Origin of the sequence: Kytococcus schroeteri (assembly GCF_042433515.1) — a bacterium.
Taxonomy (GTDB): domain Bacteria; phylum Actinomycetota; class Actinomycetes; order Actinomycetales; family Dermatophilaceae; genus Kytococcus; species Kytococcus schroeteri.
The window spans coordinates 258,898-278,900 of record NZ_JBHLVH010000013.1 but is presented as its reverse complement, the minus strand read 5'-3'; the positions used below and the strand labels follow the sequence as shown (position 1 = coordinate 278,900).

General features: G+C 74.7%; 15 protein-coding genes. 3 read left to right on the top strand and 12 right to left on the bottom strand.

What is annotated here, in order from left to right:
* Positions 1 to 61: 61 nt before the first annotated feature.
* The 12 genes from ftsZ to mraZ all read right to left on the bottom strand — a co-directional run bounded on the left by ftsZ (position 62) and on the right by mraZ (position 14,679).
* Positions 62 to 1,273, bottom strand: coding sequence for a cell division protein FtsZ (ftsZ, locus tag ACFFHC_RS07005; protein ID WP_101850105.1), 1,212 nt, complete (start codon positions 1,271 to 1,273; stop codon positions 62 to 64).
* A gap of 261 nt (positions 1,274 to 1,534) precedes the next feature.
* The gene (locus tag ACFFHC_RS07000; protein WP_101850106.1) at positions 1,535 to 2,329 is read right to left on the bottom strand and encodes a cell division protein FtsQ/DivIB; all 795 of its coding nucleotides are present in this window, start codon (positions 2,327 to 2,329) and stop codon (positions 1,535 to 1,537) included.
* Complete coding sequence (murC, locus tag ACFFHC_RS06995; RefSeq protein ID WP_141494766.1) at positions 2,326 to 3,846, bottom strand: UDP-N-acetylmuramate--L-alanine ligase; 1,521 nt, start codon at positions 3,844 to 3,846, stop codon at positions 2,326 to 2,328. Before murC ends, ACFFHC_RS07000 begins: the two co-directional genes overlap by 4 nt.
* Positions 3,843 to 4,943 (bottom strand): undecaprenyldiphospho-muramoylpentapeptide beta-N-acetylglucosaminyltransferase, encoded by a 1,101-nt coding sequence (gene murG / locus ACFFHC_RS06990; RefSeq protein ID WP_070704956.1) that lies wholly within the window; start codon positions 4,941 to 4,943, stop codon positions 3,843 to 3,845. The genes murC and murG overlap by 4 nt, the downstream gene beginning before the upstream one ends.
* A gap of 68 nt (positions 4,944 to 5,011) precedes the next feature.
* Positions 5,012 to 6,367, bottom strand: coding sequence for a putative lipid II flippase FtsW (gene ftsW, locus ACFFHC_RS06985; RefSeq protein WP_141494765.1), 1,356 nt, complete (start codon positions 6,365 to 6,367; stop codon positions 5,012 to 5,014).
* Positions 6,360 to 7,940: a UDP-N-acetylmuramoyl-L-alanine--D-glutamate ligase gene (gene murD / locus ACFFHC_RS06980; protein WP_101849703.1), complete on the bottom strand. Its 1,581-nt coding sequence runs from the start codon at positions 7,938 to 7,940 to the stop codon at positions 6,360 to 6,362. Before murD ends, ftsW begins: the two co-directional genes overlap by 8 nt.
* Entirely contained in the window at positions 7,940 to 9,016 is a 1,077-nt protein-coding gene (gene mraY, locus ACFFHC_RS06975; RefSeq protein ID WP_070703191.1) for a phospho-N-acetylmuramoyl-pentapeptide-transferase, read from the bottom strand. The genes murD and mraY overlap by 1 nt, the downstream gene beginning before the upstream one ends.
* On the bottom strand, positions 9,013 to 10,452 hold the full coding sequence (locus ACFFHC_RS06970) for a UDP-N-acetylmuramoyl-tripeptide--D-alanyl-D-alanine ligase (RefSeq protein ID WP_101849702.1): 1,440 nt from the start codon (positions 10,450 to 10,452) through the stop codon (positions 9,013 to 9,015). The genes mraY and ACFFHC_RS06970 overlap by 4 nt, the downstream gene beginning before the upstream one ends.
* The gene (locus ACFFHC_RS06965; protein WP_379804102.1) at positions 10,449 to 12,422 is read right to left on the bottom strand and encodes a peptidoglycan D,D-transpeptidase FtsI family protein; all 1,974 of its coding nucleotides are present in this window, start codon (positions 12,420 to 12,422) and stop codon (positions 10,449 to 10,451) included. The genes ACFFHC_RS06970 and ACFFHC_RS06965 overlap by 4 nt, the downstream gene beginning before the upstream one ends.
* A 20-nt stretch (positions 12,423 to 12,442) precedes the next feature.
* Positions 12,443 to 13,045 (bottom strand): cell division protein FtsL, encoded by a 603-nt coding sequence (gene ftsL, locus ACFFHC_RS06960; protein WP_070703829.1) that lies wholly within the window; start codon positions 13,043 to 13,045, stop codon positions 12,443 to 12,445.
* Complete coding sequence (rsmH, locus tag ACFFHC_RS06955; protein ID WP_070703832.1) at positions 13,042 to 14,037, bottom strand: 16S rRNA (cytosine(1402)-N(4))-methyltransferase RsmH; 996 nt, start codon at positions 14,035 to 14,037, stop codon at positions 13,042 to 13,044. Before rsmH ends, ftsL begins: the two co-directional genes overlap by 4 nt.
* A 210-nt stretch (positions 14,038 to 14,247) precedes the next feature.
* A complete protein-coding gene (gene mraZ / locus ACFFHC_RS06950; protein WP_070703834.1) occupies positions 14,248 to 14,679 on the bottom strand; it encodes a division/cell wall cluster transcriptional repressor MraZ in 432 nt (143 codons plus the stop codon).
* A gap of 321 nt (positions 14,680 to 15,000) precedes the next feature.
* Here mraZ and ACFFHC_RS06945 point away from each other — a divergent pair, with 321 nt between their 5' ends.
* Genes ACFFHC_RS06945 through ACFFHC_RS06935 form a run of 3 tightly spaced genes read left to right on the top strand, consistent with a single transcriptional unit; the run spans position 15,001 to position 19,668 of the window.
* Positions 15,001 to 15,954, top strand: a complete 954-nt coding sequence (locus tag ACFFHC_RS06945) for an AAA family ATPase (protein ID WP_070703836.1) — start codon at positions 15,001 to 15,003, stop codon at positions 15,952 to 15,954.
* A 25-nt stretch (positions 15,955 to 15,979) separates the two neighbouring features.
* A complete protein-coding gene (locus ACFFHC_RS06940) occupies positions 15,980 to 17,284 on the top strand; it encodes a DUF58 domain-containing protein (RefSeq protein WP_180802244.1) in 1,305 nt (434 codons plus the stop codon).
* Entirely contained in the window at positions 17,281 to 19,668 is a 2,388-nt protein-coding gene (locus ACFFHC_RS06935; protein ID WP_379804093.1) for a transglutaminaseTgpA domain-containing protein, read from the top strand. Before ACFFHC_RS06940 ends, ACFFHC_RS06935 begins: the two co-directional genes overlap by 4 nt.
* Positions 19,669 to 20,003 lie beyond the last annotated feature (335 nt).

Genomic DNA, 20,003 nt, shown 5'->3' with positions numbered 1-20,003 from the left:
GCTCCCGGTGCGGGAGCGGCCCCTGTGGTCGGCCGGCGGGCGGGGACGGGCCCCGCGTCGCTCACTTGAGGAAGTCGGGCACGTCCAGGTCGGACTGGCGCGGCTTGGGCTGCGCGGCCGGACGCTGCTGCGCCGGCTTCTGCGGCGCGGCCGCGGTGCGCTGGGCGGCCTGGCGCTGCTGCGGCGCGGCGGCCTGCGGGCGCTGCGCCGGGCGCGGGGTCCCGCCGAAGCCGGCCCCCAGGTGGCCACCGGCACCGGCAGCACCCTGCGCGGGCTGGGCCACGCGGCCGGCGTTGCCGTTGGTGGCGTCCTCGCGCGGGGTGGGCTCGCCGCCGTCGAACCCGGCGGCGATGACGGTGACACGCACCTCGTCGCCCAGGGAGTCGTCGATGACGGTTCCGAAGATGACGTTGGCCTCGGGGTGGGCGGCCTCCTGCACCAGGCGGGCGGCCTCGTTGATCTCGAACAGGCCGAGGTCGGAGCCACCCTGCACCGAGAGCAGCACGCCGTGGGCGCCGTCGATGGAGGCCTCGAGCAGCGGGCTGGAGATGGCCAGCTCGGCGGCCTCGACCGCACGGTCCTCGCCGCGGGCCGAGCCGATGCCCATGAGCGCCGAGCCAGCGCCCTGCATCACGGACTTCACGTCGGCGAAGTCGAGGTTGATGAGGCCCGGGGTGGTGATGAGGTCGGTGATGCCCTGCACGCCGGAGAGCAGCACCTGGTCGGCGCTGCGGAAGGCGTCGAGCATGGTGACGCCCTTGTCGCTGATGGACAGCAGGCGGTCGTTGGGGATGACGATGAGGGTGTCGACCTCCTCGCGCAGCGCACCGATGCCGGACTCGGCCTGGTTGGCGCGACGACGACCCTCGAAGGTGAACGGGCGGGTGACCACACCGATGGTCAGGGCACCCAGCGAGCGGGCGATGCGGGCCACGACCGGGGCGCCACCGGTGCCGGTGCCACCACCCTCACCGGCGGTCACGAAGACCATGTCGGCCCCCTTGAGGACCTCCTCGATCTCGTCGGCGTGGTCCTCGGCGGCCTGGCGACCCACCTCCGGGTCGGCGCCGGCACCCAGTCCACGGGTCAGCTCACGGCCCACGTCGAGCTTCACGTCGGCGTCGCTCATGAGCAGCGCCTGCGCGTCGGTGTTGACGGCGATGAACTCGACGCCCTTGAGACCCACCTCGATCATCCGGTTGATGGCGTTGACACCACCGCCGCCGATACCGACGACCTTGATCACGGCGAGGTAGTTCTGCGGGTTTGCCATGGAGGTGTGGCCTTTCCTGAGTCGGGCGCCGCGGCGGCTACCGGGTGGACGGAGATCCGGACCGGCGGAGCGGATCAACCTTCTACTTCACGGTGAGGTACTCCCCACCGCACGGGACGTGGGTCGTCGAACACCGTGCGGAGCACTGTACGCGGTCGACACCCGTCCCCGGGTGATGGCGTCACAGTATGTCGCGACCCGGTCTCGTGCCACTCTCATGGTGCAGTTGAGGGTCACGCCTCCGCTGCACCTCGCACCCGGTCACTCGGTGACCACGACGGAGCCCGCTGCCGTGGCGTCCAGCGTGGCCCCGGGCGCGGGCGGCTGCTCGGCCAGCAGCGCCCGCACGGCCTTCTCCCGGGTGGCCAGGTCGGCGGCGTCGGTGACGTGGCCCCAGCGCACGAGGTAGCTGTCGGGCAGCACCGTGGACAGCCCCTCGGGGGCCACCCGGTACTCCCGCACCTGGTCGCGGGTCTCGCCCGAGAGCAGGTGCAGGGTCGGCAGCGACCGGGCCAGCGCCTCGGCGCGCTCCCCCGCGGGGACCCCGGGGGCCGGCACCACCTCGGGCAGCGCCGCGGCGTCCTCGCCCCCGTCGCCGGACAGGCGCGCGATCTCCCGGCCGTCGGCGTCGAGCACCACCTGGTCACCACCGGAGGAGGTCCGGGCCACGGCCTCCTCGAGGTGCACCGTGATGCGCACGGTGCCGGTGAGGCCGCGCCCCACCTCGGCGGAGTCCACCCCGGGCAGCTCCTCCACCGACCGCTGGGCCCGCTCCCGCGGCAGGTCCACGACGCGGTCCCCCGAGCGCAGGCCCGAGGCGCGCTGGACCTCTTGGGCCGAGGCGACCTCCTCGGCCCACGGGGCCGTGCTCTGCGGCGCGTCCACCTGCACGCGCACCTCGCGCACCACCCACCAGCCCGAGCCGTAGGCCACCCAGGCCCCGAGCGCCAGCAGGACGGCCAACACGAGCGGCACCACCCACCACAGGGGGGACCGCTGGCGGGCACCGGGCTCGGGGCGCACCACCCGACGCTGGCGCGTACCGGGGCGGCTCACCGGCGCTGCTGCAGGGCGGTGAGCACGCCCTCCCCGGCGGTGGTGATGCTGCCGGCCCCCACGAGGAGCACGAGGTCCCCGGGGCGGGCCAGCGCGGCCACGGCCTGGGGCAGCTCCTCGAGCGAGTCGACCGCGCGCCACGAGGTGGTGAGCCGGTCGCCCACGAGCGCGCTCGTCACGCCCTCCAGGGGCTCCTCCCGGGCGCCGAACACCGGCAGCAGGAGCACCTCGTCGGCGGCGTCCAGCCCGGCGGCGAAGCCCGCGGCGAAGTCGCGGGTGCGGGAGTACAGGTGGGGCTGGAAGGCCACGAGCACCCGGTGGCCGGCCTCGTGGGCCAGCGCCGCACCGGTGCGGACCACCGCATCCACCTTGTCCGCGTTGTGGGCGTAGTCGTCCACCACGAGGACGCCATCGGCCTCTCCACGCACCTGGAAGCGTCGCTTGGCCCCGGCGAAGCCCGCCAGACCCGCCAGGGCAGCAGCCTCGACCTCGGGTCCAGCCCCACCCTCAGGGGCCTCGAGCGTGGCGTGCACGGCCACGGCGTAGGCGGCCGTCGCGTTGAGCAGGTTGTGCAACCCGGGAACCTTCACCCTCAGATCAAGGGTTCGACCCGAGATCCCGTCTCGCAGCGTGGACTCCCAGGCCATCCCCCGGTGCGAGGGGTCCACGAGGTGCAGGTCCGGCACGGTGGTGCCGTCCCCCTCGAAGCCGTAGGTGAGCACGCGCAGGCGTCCCCGCTGCCGGTCCGCCGCGGCCCGCGCACCGGGGTCATCGGCGCAGGCCACGAGCACCCCGCCGTCGGGGACGGTGTCGAGGAACTCGTCGTAGGCCCGCTGCACGGTCTCGAAGTCGCCGTAGAGGTCGAGGTGGTCCGGGCGCACGTTGGTGAGCACCGCCACCTCGGGCCGGTAGCCGAGGAAGGAGCCATCGGACTCGTCCCCCTCGATGACGAACTCCGGCGCGGTGCCGACCGCCGCGTTGCGGCCGCTGTCCACGAGGTCGGCGCCCACCGCGTACCCGCAGTCGGTGCCCACCGAACGCAGCGTCCAGGCCACCATCGCCGAGGTGGAGGTCTTGCCGTTGGCCCCGGCCACCACCACCCGGCGCCGCCCCTGCGTGGCGAGGGCCAGCGCCTGCGCCTGGTGGAGCACCGGCAGGCCGCGACGACGTGCCTCGGCGAGCTCCGGCACGTCCTCCTTGGTGGCGCTGGAGACCACGACGGCGCCCACGCCCTCCAGGCGGGCCGGGTCCCAGCCCACCTGCGCGTCGATGCCGTCGGCCCGGAGGGCGGCCATGACCGGCAGGTCGGCCGGGTCCGAGCCGCTCACCTGCACCCCGCGCGCGGCGAGCAGCCGCGCCACGCGCGAGACCCCCGAGCCGGCCACGTTGAGCAGGTGGATGCGGCGCCACCGGTCGAGCGAGGGCAGCTCGGCGCGGAAGTCGAAGCGGGTGGGCACGCCGGCCACGGTGCCTCCCGCCGGGAGACCCGTGTCTCCGGCGGTGTCCTGCAGGCTCATCGCACGGCCTCCTCGACCAGGCGCACCATGTCGTCGGCGGCGGTGGCCGACCCGAGCGAGGCCGCGGCACGTGCCATCGCCTCCAGGCGCGGGGCGTCCAGGGCCAGGCGGGTGAGCTCGCCGGTGACCCACTGCGGCGTCACGGCGTCGTTGTCCACCACCACACCGCCGCCCTCGTTCACCACGTCCGTGGCGTTGCGGCGCTGCTCCCCGTTGCCGATGGGCAGCGGCACGTACACCGCGGGCAGGCCCACGGTGGTCACCTCGGTGACCGTGTTGGCCCCGGCCCGGCAGACCACCAGGTCGGCCGCGGCGTAGGCCAGGTCCATGCGGTCGCAGTACTCGCGCACCACGTAGCGCGGGCCGTCGGCGGCCACGGGGCGGTCGGCCAGCGCGGCCGGCACCTTGCCCGCACCGGTGAGGTGCAGCACCTGCACGCCGGCGGACAGCAGCGCGTCGGCCGAGGAGGCGAAGGACTCGTTGAGCTGCGCCGCTCCCAGCGAGCCGCCGGTCACCAGCACGGTGGGCCGGTGGTCGGCCAGGCCGAACTCCGCCAGCGCCTCGGCCCGGGAGGCCGCGCGGTCCAGGCCCGTGATCTCCGCCCGCAGCGGCATGCCCAGCAGGCGCGAGCCGCGCAGGCGGGTCTGGCTGAAGGTGGTGGCCACGTAGGGCGTCAGGCGCGCCCCCAGCTTGTTGGCCAGTCCGGGCACGGAGTTCTGCTCGTGGATGACGATGGGCACCCGCCGGTTGCGCGCCGCGAGGTAGACCGGCGTGGAGACGTACCCGCCGAAGCCGACCACCACCTGGGCGCCGGCCTCGTCGATGACCCGGCCCGCGGCGTCGACCGCGGCCTTCAGCGCACCGGGCAGACGCAGCATCGCAACCCCGGGGCGACGTGGGAAGGGCACCTTGGGGATGGTGCGCAGCGTGTACCCCCGCTCGGGCACGAGCCGGGCCTCCAGGCCCTCGGCAGTGCCGACGCAGGTGATGCGCACGTCCGGGTGGTGCCGACGCAGCGCGTCGGCGGTGGCGACGAGCGGCGAGACGTGGCCCGCCGACCCGCCACCGGCGAGGACGACCGAGGTCACAGGGGTCATGGGGTGCCTCCTGGAGCAGCTGACGGACCGGGCCACGGGGCCCGGCGGGGTGTACCGGGACGAGTCTTTCAGGGCCGGCGCCGTGGGCCGCGCACCGACCGGGTGCCCGGCGCGGTGCGGCGCCCGGGGCGCGCCGGGGTACCGCGCGGGGCACGGCGCGGCGTGGACCGGCGGGAGGAGGCCGACGCCGCGGCCCGGGCCGGGGCGGGACGACGCGCGGCCGGCCCGCCGGGGCCGCGGCGGGCCGGGGCACCGAGGCGGCGGGCGCCCGGCACCTGGTCGCGGGCGAAGGCCACGAGCACCCCCACTGCGCAGAGCGCCGCCACGAGCGCCGAGCCACCGGAGGAGACCAGCGGCAGCGGCACCCCGATGATGGGCAGCAGGCCGATGACCGAGCCGATGTTCACCATCGCCTGGCCGAGCAGCCAGGCCATGATGCCGGCCGTCGCGATGCGCACGAAGGTGTCGCGCGTGCCGGCGATGACGCGGTAGCAGACGTACCCGATGACGGCGAACAGCCCGATCACCAGGCAGGCACCGAGCATGCCCAGCTCCTCACCGATGACGGCGAAGATGAAGTCGTTGTGCGGCTCGGGCAGGTAGAACCACTTCTCGCGGCTGGCCCCCAGACCGACGCCCCACCAGCCGCCGTCGGCCAGGGCGTACTCGCCGTGCACCTTCTGGTAGCAGTTCTCCTGCTGGGCGCTGGAGCAGTCGTTGAGCCACACCGCGATGCGGGCCATGCGGTTGGGCGAGGTGACCGCGAGGACCACCGCCAGCAGGGCGGCCGCGGCGAGGCCTCCCCCCATCCACACCAGGGACACCCCGGCCACCCACAGCATGCCCACCGCGATGGCCAGCAGCACCAGCGCGGACCCGAGGTCGCGGCCGGCGAGCACCAGCCCCAGGCAGCCCGCCACCACCGGCACCACGAAGGGCACCACGAGGTGGAGCAGCTCGCGCAGGCGGGGCACCTTGTGGGCGAGCAGGAAGGCACCGCCGAGCACCAGCCCAAGCTTGAGCAGCTCCGAGGGCTGCATCGTCTGGCCGCCGATCATGATCCAGTTGCGGTTGCCCTTGGCCGCCACGCCCAGCGGCGTGAACACCAGTACCTGCAGGGCCCCCGTGCCCACCAGGGCCGGGAAGGCCAGGCGGCGGAGCCAGGCCACGGGCAGCAGCGCGAGCACGGTGGCCCCCACCAGTCCGAGGCCGGCGAAGGTGGCCTGCTTGACGAGCTCGGCGTAGACCGACCCGCTCTCGGTGTAGGCCGACACCGACGAGGCGGAGAACACCATCACCAGGCCGATGACGAGCAGCGCCAGCGGTGCCAGCACGGCCAGGCGGGCCACGGTCACGGGACGGTCGAGCCACTCCTTGAGGGCCTGGCGGCGCCCCGCGTCGAACGGGTGGGCGCCCTCAGCCATCGAGGGGGACCTGCCCGTCCCCGCCGTGCAGGCGGCGCACCTCGCGGGCGAACAGGTCGCCGCGCTGGCCGTAGTCGGAGAACATGTCGATGGAGGCCGCGGCGGGCGAGAGCAGCACGAGGTCGCCGACTCCGGCGCGCGCGGAGGCGGCGGACACCGCATCGGCCATGGCCTGCTCCGGCTCGGTGCCGGTCACCCGGTCCACCGGCACCTGCGGGGCGTGGCGGGCCACGGCGCCGGCGACGGCGTCGGCGTCCTTGCCCAGCACCACCACGGCCTTGAGACGGTCGGCCACGTCGGCCACCAGCCCGTCCACGTCGGCACCCTTGAGGTCTCCCCCGGCCACCCAGACGATGCTGGACGAGGCCGTGAGCGCCGCGGCGGCGGCGTGCGGGTTGGTGGCCTTGGAGTCGTCCACCCAGGTGACGCCCTCGGCCACGAGCACGGTCTCCATGCGGTGCGGGTCGGCGCGGAAGGCGCGCAGCCCCTCCCGGACGGCGGCCGGCGGCACACCGTGGGCGCGGGCCAGGGCTGCGGCGGCCAGCGCGTTGGCCACCAGGTGCGGGGCCGGCGGCACGCCGTCGCGGGTGAGGTCCTCCAGGGTGCCCAGCTCCAGGGCGGTGGTGGCGCGGTCGGCGGTGAAGGCGCGGTCGGCCATCACGTCCTCCACCAGGCCCAGCTCGCTGAGCCCGGGGGTGCCCACGGAGAAGGCCACCGCACGGCAGCCCTCCACCACGTCGGCCTGCTCCACCAGGGCGCGGGTCACCTCGTCCTGGGCGTTGTAGACCGCGGCCACCTGCGTGTTGTGGTGGATGCGGCCCTTGTCGCCGGCGTAGGCCTCCAGCGAGCCGTGCCAGTCCACGTGGTCGGGGGCGATGTTGAGCACCACCGAGGCCTGCGGGGAGACCGTCCACGTGTGGTGCAGCTGGAAGCTGCTGAGCTCCACCGCGATGGCGCCGTGGCGCGTCGGGTCGAGGATGGCCTCCATGATGGGCTTGCCCACGTTGCCGGCGGCCACGGCCTCCTCACCGTTGGCCCGCAGCATGGCGGTGAGCATGCGCACCACGGTGGTCTTGCCGTTGGTGCCGGTGACGCACAGCCACGGGGCGGCACCCTCGGCGGGGCGCATCCGCCAGGCGAGCTCCACCTCGCTCCACACCGGCAGACCGGCAGCGCGGGCCGCGGCCAGCAGTGGGGTGTCCGGGCGCAGGCCCGGCGAGGTGACGACCACCTCGGTGCCGGCCTGCTCCAGCATCGCGGCGCAGGCCTCCTGGGCACCCCCGCCCCGGGCGAACCACGGCCGGCCCGCCTCACCGGTGGCCAGCTCGGCCCCGAGGATCTCCAGCAGCCGCACCCGCTCGGCGAGATCGCTCCCCTCGGCGGGCTCCTGGCCCTCCACGGCGAGCACGGACGCACCCTGCTCGAGCAGCGCGTCGGCGGCAGCGAACCCGCTGAGCCCCAGCCCCACCACGAGCACGCGCAGCCCGGACCAGTCGGCCTCCCGGCTGGTCAGGGAACCACCGCGCGGCTCCGGGCTGGTGAAGTCCGTCTCGGTCGGCACCAGCCGCGGCATCAGCGCACCAGCCAATCGGTGTAGAAGAGCGCCAGTCCGGCGCCGACGAACAGTCCGCCGAGGATCCAGAAGCGGATCACGACGTTGACCTCCGGCCACCCCAGCAGCTCGAAGTGGTGGTGGATGGGGGTCATCTTGAACACGCGCTTGCCGGTGGACTTGAACGAGGTCACCTGGATCATCACCGAGAGCGTCTCCATGACGAACACGCCGCCGAGCACCACGACGAGCAGCTCGGTGCGGCTCAGGATGGCCACGCCGGCCAGCGCGGCGCCGATGGCCAGCGACCCGGTGTCGCCCATGAAGATCTTGGCCGGGGAGGCGTTCCACCACAGGAAGCCGATGCAGGCGCCGGCGATGCTCGCGCAGATGATCGCCAGGTCCAGCGGGTCGCGCACCTCGTAGCAGCCCTCGATGGCGTGCGTGCCGCAGTGCTGCGAGAACTGGAAGAAGGTGATGAGCGTGTAGGCGGCGAAGACGATGGCGGCCAGGCCCGTGAGCAGGCCGTCGAGCCCGTCGGTGAGGTTGGTGCCGTTGGACATGCCGCCGATGACGAGGTTGGCCCAGAGCACGAAGAGCACCGCGCCGACCACGCCGCCGAGGCCCGCGAGGTCCAGCGGGGTGTCGCGCGCCCACGAGATGGCGGTGCTGGCCGGGGTCTGGCCGAACTGGTCCTCGCGGGTGAGGGCCAGCACGGCGAAGGCGGTGGCCACGCCGAACTGCCCGAGCAGCTTCTGCTTGGCCGTGAGGCCGAGGTTGTGCTTGCGGGCGATCTTGGTGAAGTCGTCGAGGAAGCCCACGGCGCCGATGCCCAGCATCAGCAGCATGATGAGCCAGCTCGACCAGGTGGGCAGTTCCCACAGGGCGAGGTGGGCCGACGCCCAGCCGGCCACCACGCCGGCGAGGATGACGAAGCCGCCCATGGTGGGCGTGCCCAGCTTGACGTTGTGCGAGGTGGGCCCGTCGTCACGGATGTACTGGCCGTAGCGCTTGGCCTGCAGGTAGCGGATGAAGGTGGGCATGCCCAGCAGCACGACCAGCAGGGCCACCCCGGCGCCGACGACGACGCCGATCACGCGACGACCCCCGCCACCTGGTCGCCCAGCACGCGCATGCCGGAGTCACGGGAGGACTTGAACAACACGACGTCCCCGGGACGCAGTCGTTCCTCCAGCATGGTGCGAGCCTCCTGCGAATCCGTGGCGATGACGACCTCGGGGCCATCCTGCCCTGTGTCGGCGGTGAAGTCGTGGACTCCGTCGGCAACCGGGCGGGCCGTGTCGCCCACGACCACCACCACGTCGATGCCGCGCTCGGCCGCCGCGCGCCCCAGCTCGCGGTGGCGGGCCTCGGAGGCCTCCCCCAGCTCGAGCATGCCGGCCAGCACGGCCCAGGTGCGGCGGCCGTGGGCCATGTCACCCAGGGCGGTGAGGGCGGCCCGCATCGACTCCGGGTTGGCGTTGTAGCCGTCGTTGATGACCATCACGCCGTCGGGGCGGTCGGTGACCTCCATGCGCCAACGGCTCACGGCCTCGGCACGGCCCAGGGCGGCCACGGCATCGGCCACGGGCACGCCCACGTGGCGCACGGCCAGCAGCACGGCCAGCGCGTTGGCGGCCATGTGGGCCCCGCGGACGCGCAGGTGCACGGCGTGGCGCTCCACGGCCTGCGGGTCGCCCGCTGCGGGGCGCAGCGCGACGGTGAAGCGGGCCCGGCCGGCCTCGTCGAGCTCGAGCCCCTCGGCCCAGGCGGTCACCGACTCGTCGGCGGCCGCGCGCTCGGGGTCCAGGGAGAAGGTCTGCACGGCACCGGAGCGGACGCGCTGCGCCATCGCGGCCACCAGCGGGTCGTCGGCGTTGAGCACGGCCAGGCCGTCGGCGGGCAGGTCCTCCACGATGGCGGCCTTGGTGTCGGCGATGCCCTGCTGGGACCCGAAGCCCCCGATGTGGGCCGAGCCCACGTTGAGCACGATGCCCACCCGGGGCGGCACGACGGCGGTCAGGTACGCGATGTGGCCGGGCCCGGAGGCACCCATCTCGGCCACGAGGTACTGCGTGGTGGGCTCGAGCCGGCAGACGGTGAGCGGCACGCCCACCTCGGAGTTGTACGACTCGATGGGGGCGATGGTCTCCCCCGCCTCGGCGAGCACCTGGCCGAGCAGGTCCTTGGTGGAGGTCTTGCCGGAGGAGCCGGTGACGGCCACCACCTGCAGGTCGGGCAGCTCGTCCACCATCCACCGGGCGAGGCGCACGAAGGCCTCCTGGGTGTCGGCCACGAGCACGTGGTCGCCGGGCACCTCGCGCTCGGCGAGGGTCAGCACCGCCCCGTGGGCCAGGGCGCCCTCCACGAAGTCGTGCCCGTCGGCGTTCTCCCCCCGCCGGGCCACGTACAGCGACCCCGGGCCGGCGAGGCGGGAGTCGGTGACCACGCCGCCGTCGACGACGCGGTCGGCATCGCCCACCAGCGTTCCGTCGACGACCTGCGCGAGCTGTCGGGAGGTCAGCGGGATCACGGGGTCTGCTCCTGGGGGTCGGAGGGGGCGGTCGGTGCATTCTCCCCCGAGCCGGTGGCGGGTGCACCCGGGGAGGGGGTGGTACCGGTCGAGGGGGCGTCGGAGGGCGTGGCGCCGGACGAGCCGCCGTCGCCACCCCTGGGCGCGCGCTCCACCAGCTCGCGGGGGTCGAAGGTCAGCGGCGGGTGCTCGGCCCGCTCGGCCGAGGGGGCCACCCCCTCGTGGCGCAGGGCGAAGCCCATGAGGTCGGAGAAGACGGGGCCGGCCACCACGCCACCCCAGGGCGCGACCTCGGGCTTCTGCACGGTCACCGAGACCACCAGCTGCGGGTCGTCGGCGGGGGCGTACCCGGCGAAGGAGGCGGTCACGCCGTCGTAGCGACCCTTCTCGGGGTCGTAGCGCTGGGCGGTGGAGGTCTTGCCCGCCACGGCGTAGCCGGGCACGGCGGCCTGCGGGGCGGTGCCCTCCTGGGTGGGCACCGCGGTGAGCATGCGGGTCATCTCGTCGGCGGTGCGCTGGCTCACCACGCGCTCGCCGGCGTCCTTCGGTGTCTCCTCCCACGGCCCGTCCTGCTCCCGGGTGGCACGCACCAGGCGCGGCGCCACGCGCACCCCGCCGTTGGCGAGGGTCTGGAAGACGGTGTTCTGCTGGATGGCCGTGCCGGAGACGCCCTGTCCGAACATCGCCGTGTAGTACTGCGTGTCGCTCCACTTCTCCGGCGGCGCGAGGATGCCGGCGGACTCACCGGGGAAGCCCAGGCCGGAGGAGCGCCCCATGCCGAAGGCGCTCAGGTAGTCGTGCAGGCGGTCGCGCCCCAGCTCCTCGCCGGCCATGATCGTGCCGATGTTGGACGAGGTGGCCAGCACGCCGGCGAAGGTCAGGTAGCGGGTGCCGTAGTCGTGGGAGTCCTTGAACTTCTTGTCCGAGCGCGGCAGCCGGTTGGGCACCACGAGCTTGGTCTCCGGCGCCACGAGGCCCTCCTCCAGGGCCGCCGAGGCGGTGACGACCTTGCCGGTGGAGCCGGGCTCGAACACCTCGGTGAAGATCGGGTTGTTGCGCTCGGTGGGGTCCTTGACACGGCCCGTGGGGTCGAATCCCGGGTAGGACGCGGCGGCCAGCACGTCACCGTCGGTGCGCTGCACGATGGCCGTGCCGGAGATGCCGCCCATCTTCCGCACCTGCTCGGCCAGCAGCTGCTCGGCCTTGAACTGGATGTCGGAGTCGATGGTCAGCTGCACGTCGCGGCCGGGCTGGGCCTCGCTGATGTCCATCGCCGTGGTCGCGATGCGTCCCCCGGCGGCCGACCGCTGGTAGGCCAGGGTGCCCGGGGTGCCGGCGAGCGTCTTCTCCTGCATCGCCTCGACGCCACCGGACCCGACCTGCTGGGAGTTCACCCAGCCGATGAGGGGCGCGGAGGTGGAGCCGAGCGGGTAGGTGCGCACGCTGGAGGGCTCGGACCGCACGCCCGGCAGGCGCAGGTCGTCGACGGCGCGCCAGTCCGAGGGGGTGACGTCCTTGGCCACGTAGAGGAAGCGGCCCGGCGCCTCGTCGATGGCGCGGCGCAGCTCGCGCGCCTCCGCCTGGTCGAGCCCGAGCTCCCGGGCCAGGGCCTCGGCGGCGCCCTTCGAGCCGGGGGCGATGCCGCGCTTCGGGCTGCCGTCGTAGTTGCGCAGCAGCTCCGGGTCGGCGGTGACGTGGCGGGTGGGCACGCTGCGTGCCAGCACGGTGCCGCCGTCGTCCACGACCGACCCCCGGAGGGCCGGGACGCGCTCGGTGACCATGCGCGAGGACAGGGCCGTCTGCGCCAGCGCCGGCCCGTCCAGGGCCTGGAGGCGGAACAGCTGGCCGACGAAGAGGGTGAGCACGAAGGCGGCCGCCACGAGCATGACCCGCGCGCGCCGCACCGGGTGGCCCGGTGCGGCGCTGCTGGTCCGGCGTCGCGCGCGGCGGCGACGGAGGGTGGTGGCCATCCGTGCTCCCTCCGGGGTGGTCAGTGGCGGTCCGCGGTCTTCGACGAGGGCTTCGCCGCGTCCTTCGGGCCCTTGCCCCGGGCGGCGCCCTCGTCCTCGGAGTCCTTGCCGGCCCCCTCGCCGCGGGCCGGGTCCTTGCCCTTGGCGGAGTCCTTCGAGGCGTCCTCCTTCGTGGGTGCGGCCTCGGCCACCTCGGCCTCGCCGACGACGCTCCCGGAGGCCGGGTCGACGTACCCCATCGTGCCAGCCGGCACCATGCCCAGGTCCTCGGCGCGGCGCGAGACCTGCTCCGGGGAGTTCATCTCGTCCACCTGCGCCTCGAGGGCCAGGCGGGTCTCGGCGGCCTGTCGCTGCGAGCTCTCGGCCTCAGCCAGCTGGAAGGCCCCGGCCCCGCGGGCGGTGTTGAGCAGCAGCGCGGCCACCATCGCCAGCAGCACGAGGACGGCGCAGAGCACGGCAAAGACCTTGCGCGAGCAGGAGGTGACGTAGCCCCGCGCGGTCCGCACACCCGTACCCGCGGCGGCCCCGACGGCGCGACCCCACGCGGCGGGACGCAGCGCGTCGGTGCCGGGCAGGGACCGTCCTCGCAGGCCTCGGGGGCCGCTCCACGGTGCGGTGGTCATCGGTTCTCCCTCCGGGACGGGCGGTCGGCGGTACGGGTGCGCTCTGCCACGCGCAGGCGGGCGGAGCTGGAACGGCGGTTGGCGGCGCGCTCGGCCTCGTCGGGCTGCTCGGCGCCACGGGTCACCAGGCGCAGCCAGGGCGCATGCTCGGGCAGCTCCACGGGCAGGTCGGGCGGCGCGCTGGAGGTGGCCCCGGCGGCAAGGGCCTGCTTGGTGAGACGGTCCTCCAGCGAGTGGTAGGAGAGCACCGCCAGGCGACCACCCACGGCCAGGTGGTCCAGCGCGCGGTGCACGGTGGTGGCCCAGATGGACAACTCGCTGTTCACCTCGATGCGCAGGGCCTGGAAGGTGCGCTTGGCCGGGTGCCCCCCGGTGCGCTGGGAGGCGGCCGGCACGGTGCGCTCCAGCAGCTCCACGAGACGGGCGGAGTCGGTGAACGGCTCCACCTCGCGCTCCCGGAGCACGGCGCTGGCGACCCTGCCGGCGAAGCGCTCCTCGCCGTACTCCTTGAGCACACGGGCCAGCTCCCCGTGCTCGTAGGTGTTGAGCACGTCGGCGGCCGAGGCGCCCACGGTGGGGTTCATGCGCATGTCCAACGGGGCGTTGCGGGCGTAGGAGAACCCGCGGTCCACCTCGTCGAGCTGCAGGGAGGACACCCCGAGGTCGAAGAGCATCGATTCGGCCGCGTCCACGCCGTGCAGGGCCAGGGCCTCGGGCACCTCGTCGTAGGTGCCGTGGTGGGCCACGAAGCGGTCGCCGAAGCGGGCCAGGCGCTCGGAGGCCAGCGCGATGGCCTGCGGGTCGCGGTCGATGCCGACGACCCGCACGTGCTCGAAGCGCTCCAGCACCGCCTCGGCGTGGCCACCCATGCCGAGCGTCCCGTCGAGGTGCACCGGCCGGTCCGCCGCCTCCAGGGCCGGGGCCAGGAGGTCGAGGATGCGCGGCAGCATCACCGGCACGTGGCGGGTGTGCGTGGGCTTCTCGGCGGTCATCGGTCCTCCTCCCCGGTGGGGCGGTGCTGGTCGGGTGGTGCGGGGTGATGCGGCGGGGTCGTGGCGGTCGGTCGGTCCGGTGGGGCGGTGTGGGGCAGGTGGTGCGCGGTGGTGGGCGGTGGGCCCTGCCGAGCTGGTCCCGGCCGGCTGCTCCCGGCACCGGGGAAGGTGTGCCGGGGGCGGCGCGGCAGGGGCCGGCGCGGCAGGACGTCACAGCAGACCGGGCACCACCTCCTCGGACTGCTCGGAGAAGGCCTGCTCGGTCTTCTCCAGGTACTCCTCCCAGGCCGCGGTGTCCCAGATCTCGGCCCGGTTGCCCGTCCCGATGACCGTGCAGTCGCGGGAGAGCCCCGCGTACTCACGCAGCGCCGGCGGGATGACCACGCGCCCCTGCTTGTCGGGCACCTCGTCGGAGGCACCCGAGAGGAACACGCGCTGGAAGTCGCGGACGGCCTTGCTGCTCACCGGGGTGGACTGCATGGCCGTGGCCAGTCGCTCGAACTCCGCCATCGGGAAGACGTAGAGGCACCGCTCCTGCCCGCGCGTGACCACCAGGCCGTGGGCGAGCTTGTCCCGGTACTTGGCCGGCAGGAAGAGCCGGCCCTTCTCGTCGAGGCGAGGCGTGTACGTCCCGAGGAACATGGACGGCTCACCTCGTCTCCTGGTCAGGCGCGCTCGGTCGCCGGTCACGACGGCGTCATCAATGGGCACCTCCAGCGTACTCCACTTTGCTCCACCACGAACCCCCTCCGCTCCCCCACTCCCCCCCGCCCCACGACATCGGCGACATAGTGCGAAATCCACGCGCCGGACCCACGGGCACCCCGGCGCGTCCAGCCTCGACCCCGGCGCCACACCCCCACGAGAACAGGCCAGATCCTGCCCCGTGGAGCGCGGTGGTGGAGGAAAGTGGAGGAGGTGTGGAGCACCCCCCAGCGCGCGCCCGTACGGCACCATGTGCGCATGTCGACCCACATCCCGCCCCGCTCGGCCGCCGACGTGCGCTCCGGCGCCGAGGCCCTGCGCCGCGCCGTCTCCTCGGTGGTCCACCTCGACGACGAGGTGCTCGACACCGTCCTGGTGACCCTGCTGTCCGGGGGGCACCTGCTGCTCCACGACGTGCCCGGCGTCGGCAAGACCACCCTCGCCCGCGCCCTGGCCACCGCCAGCGGCGGCACCGTGGGCCGCATCCAGTTCACGCCCGACCTGTTGCCCGGCGACGTCACCGGCGTGAGCGTCTGGCACGCCGACCGGGGCGAGTTCCAGTTCCACCCCGGGCCCGTCTTCGCCAACGTCGTCATCGCCGACGAGATCAACCGCGCCTCGCCCAAGACCCAGTCGGCCCTCCTGGAGGCGATGGCCGAGCACACCGTGACCGTCGACGGGGCCACCCGCCCGCTGCCCGAGCCCTTCCTCGTGATGGCCACGCAGAACCCGGTGGAGATGGAGGGCACCTACGCCCTGCCGGAGGCCCAGCGCGACCGCTTCGCGTGCGAGACCTCCCTGGGCTACCCCTCGCGGGAGGCCGAGATCGCGATGCTGGACGAGCAGGTCGGCGACGACCCGCTGGCGCGGCTGCGCCCGGTGATGAGCGTGGCCGACCTGCAGTCGCTCGTGGCCGCCGCGCGGCGCGTGCACGCCTCAGCCGCCCTGCGCGGTTACGTGGTGGACCTGGTGCACGCCACCCGCAGCACCCCCGACGTGGTGCTCGGCGCCTCCCCGCGCTCCTCGCTGCACCTGCTGCGCACCGCGGCCGCCCACGCGGCCCTTCAGGGGCGCGAGGCCGTGACCCCGGACGACGTGCAGCGCGTGGCCCCGTGGACCCTGCCGCACCGCCTCATCGTGGAGCACGACGTGGACGCCCGGGACGTGGTCCGCCAGGTGCTCGCCCAGGTGCCCGTGCACCGCACCGCGTGATCCCGGTCGCCCCCTGATGGCCTCCGTGTCCTCCCGCCGCCTGCCCGGGTTCACCCTGCGCGGGTGGGTGCTGGTGTTCTCGGGCCTCGTGCTGGTGGGCACGGGGCAGTACTTCGCCCTGGGCGACCTCAGCCGCCTCGGCGTGCTGCTGGTGGTGCTGCCGCTGCTCACCTGGCTGCTCGGGCTGGGCGCGGCCCGGACCACCCACTCCGACCTGTCGACCGAGCCGGCGGCACCGCGGGCGGGTGACGCGGTGCAGGTGCAGGTGGCCACCCGGTCCACCTCTCCCCTGCCGTCCCCGCCGGTGGTGGCGCACCTGCCGCTGCACCCCACCTGGGGCGAGCCGGTGGAGCTGGGGACGATGGTGGTGGGCCCCCGGGCGACGCAGCGCACCGTGGACCTGCGGGCGGGGGCCCGGGGCCGCTTCGAGCTGGGACCGGTCCTGCTCGACCGCTCCGACCCCTTCGGCCTGACCCGCCAGGCGCTCACCCGGTCCGGCGAGGCGCTGGCGGTGGACGTGCTGCCGCGGGCGGTCGACTACCCGGCGACGCGGGTCCGGCGCCTCGTGCAGGACGCTGCCCAACGGACCCTCAGCGCCCGTCCCACCTCCGACTCCCTGGACGCCACGGCGGTGCGCGAGTACGGCCGGGGCGACGACGTGCGCCGCGTGCACTGGCGCAGCACCGCCCGCGCCGGCGAGCTGATGGTGCGCCACGACGACACGGAGCTCGTGCCGTGGGTGCTCGTGGTGCTCGACGAGGCCGCCGCGTGGGGAGAGCCCGCCTCCGACGGTGGCGACTGCCCGGGGCCGGCGGCCTTCGAGGGGGCGGTCCGGGTGGCCGCCACCCTCGTGGAGGCCACGGCCCGCGCCGGGCTGCGCGTCCGGCTGCTCACCGCATCGGGCTGGCAGGAGCGCCTGCACGAGCGCGACCTCACCCGCGCCGAGGCCCTGGCCCACCTGGCGCGCGTGGCCCCGCGGGGCTCGCGCCCGGCCGGCTTCACCGAGGCCGCCCTGACCGCACCGCGCCGCGGCGGCGTGCCCTTCCTGCTCACCGTCGGGGACACCACCACCGCCCTGGGCGACCTGGCCGCCCGCCACCCCCGCCACACCGGCAGCGCACTGCTGGTGACCGACGCCCCCTCCGGCCGCGAGACCGCCGTCTTCGGACTGCGCCGTGCCGGGTGGCGCGTGGCCACCTGGGGCCCGGCGCCGGCCGCGGCCGCCGGCGGCACCCCGCCGGGCGCCGAGGCGGCCCGCGCGGCCGACGCCCAGGTGCGTCGCGCCGTGGACCTCCTGACGCGCACGACCTCCCGAGGTGAGACCCGATGAGCTCCCCCCTGAACTCCCCCGCCGGGGCACCCCACGACGGCGCGCGCCCCGGCACCCCCCGCCGTGGTCGTCCCTGGGAGCGCACGCAGCCGGTCTCGGCACTGCTCGTGACAGGGCTCCTGCTCACGGTCTTCTGGCCGGCCACCCACCTCTTCGCCGACGGCGGGTGGTGGGGGTCCACGGTGCGCCTCGTGCTGGCGCTCGTGGCCACCTCGGCCGTGGTGCGCCTGCTCACCGGCTCAGCCGTGCTGGGCAGCCTGGTCCAGGGGCTGGTGGCCCTGGTGTGGCTGCTGCGCGGGACGCTCGCCGGCACCCTCGCCCTGGGCGTGCTGCCCACGCCCGCCACGGCCACCGCCGTGGCCGAGCACGTGCGGGCCACCGGCGAGCTGCTCGCCGTGGCCTCGGCCCCGGTGCCCGCCGACCCCTCGCTCACCTTCTGCCTGCTGGCGCTCGTGGCGCTGGTGACCGTGCTCACCGACTCCGCCGTGCACACCGCCCGCTCGGTGCTCGTGGCCGCCATCGCACCGCTGCTGGTGTTCGTGACCCTGGCCGCCAACCGCACCACCCACGAGCCGTGGTGGTGGTTCCTCGTGCTGGCCCTGCTGTTCACCGCCCTGCTGGCCCTGCACCGCTCCTCGGAGACCGCCGACGACGCGGCCCGCGGCCAGGGCGTGACGGGCGCCCCGGGGCGTGGCGTGCTGCTGGCGACGGCCGTCGTGCTCACCGCCGCCGCCGTGGCGGCCGCCCTGGTGGTGCCGGCGACGCTGCCGCAGCGCGACCAGCAGCTCTCCGGGCGCGGCCTGGCCGAGAACACCTCCCTGACCACGGTGGACTTCACCGAGTCCATGGACCTGCGTGCCGACCTCACCAGCGGTGACGAGCGCCCGGTGGTGCTCTGGCACAGCTCCTCGGACGACCCGGGCCCGCTGCGGATCACCGCCACCGATCGGTTCGCCGACGACCGATGGCAGCCCGTGGAGGGCCGGGCGGCCGCCGAGGTGCTGCGCGACCCGCGGGCGGTGCAGGGCACCGTGCCGGACAAACTGCCGCGGGTGGACTGGGCCGACGTGCTCAAGAGCTCCACCGAGCAGTTCGCGGTGACCGCCGCCGGCATCCGGCCGCCCTTCCTGGCCACGCCCTCGTTCCCGGTGGACCTGCGCTCCCCCGTGGCCGTCACCGGTGACCCGCGCACGGACGCGGTGTGGGTGGCCGAGGAGGCCCAGCGCTACGAGGGCGCGGTCCTGGAGCCGCGCGTACCGGAGAAGCTGCGCACCGACGGCGGCCAGAACGCCGACGACGTGACCGCCGCCAGCCTGGAGGTGCCGCAGGAGCTGCAGGCCGCCGTGAGCGAGGCCAACGCCGAGGCGGTGGACCCGCAGGCCGCCCCCCTGGACAAGGCCCGCGCCATGCAGGCCTGGCTGCGCAACGGCGACTTCCGGTACTCGCTGGACGCCGCCGAGCCGCAGGCCGGGGAGTCGATGGTGGAGGCCTTCCTGCGCGAGCGGCGCGGCTACTGCACCCAGTACGCGACCACGATGATCATGATGGCCCGGCAGCAGGGCATCCCGGCCCGCATGGCCATGGGCGTGCTGCCGGGTGAGGAGACCGGCGAGCAGCTGGGCCGGGGGTCCGACGTGGGCCCCGAACGCCTGGTCCGCCGCAACGACGCCCACGCGTGGCCGGAGCTGTACTTCGAGGGCGTGGGCTGGCTCCGCTTCGAGCCGACCCCCTCGAGCCGCGCCTCCGCGGCGCCGGAGTACAGCCAGCCGACCGCCGCGCCGAGCACGCTGCCCTCGACCTCGCCCTCCCCCAGCGAGGCCTCGCCGTCGCCGAGCGAGAGTTCGTCCGACGCCTCGGCGTCCCCCTCCCCGTCGTCCTCCTCCGACGAGGCCTCCCCCTCGCCGTCCTCGGAGGACGCCGGCCAGTCGTCCACCGGCGCCCCGGCCTGGCTCGAGTGGGTGCTCACGGCCCTGGGCGTGCTCCTGCTGGTGGCCCTGGCGCTGGCGGTGCAACCCTGGCGGGCGCGCCGCGCACGGGCCCGCGTGCTCGAGCGCGAGGACTCCCCCTGGTCGGCGGCCTGGGAGGTGCTGCGTCTGGACCTGCTGGACCGCGGCATCACCACCCGCGCCGCGGACACCGTGCACGGCCAGGCGGCCCACCTGCTGGCCCAGCGGCCGGGCCTGGACGACCGTCCCCTGCACGAGCTGGCGCAGCGGGTGGACGACGCCCGCTACGCCCGCCCGGTCGAGGGCGGCGCCGGACCGGAGGCCGAGCGGGCCGAGGCCGACGCGCTGCGCGAACAGGTCGTCGCCTCGCTCGACGCCACCGAGGGCGGCGTCGACCGTCTCAAGCGGGTGCTCTTCCCCGCATCGGCCGGCGCCTGAGCCGGGCACCCACCGGGACCGTCCCCCGGACCGCACGCGCGAAGGGCGCCACCCCACGGGTGGCGCCCTTCGCGCGTGGAGGCCGCGCGGCCTCAGTCCAGGTAGTCCCGGACTGTGGACGCCTTGAACACTGTGCGACTGCGCGGAATCTGCGCCAGTTGAGGTACACCGTCGGAGCGTTGTAGTGCGAAATATCCCCGACTAACGGGGCGGCCCCGCAGGTGCTGGAACACCTCGGGGCCAGACGACAGGGATAGGAGCCTGCCGTGGACGCGATCCTAGCGACCCTTGAAGCAACCTCCGGCCTCGCGCACCTCCTCGGTGCCGTGGTCATC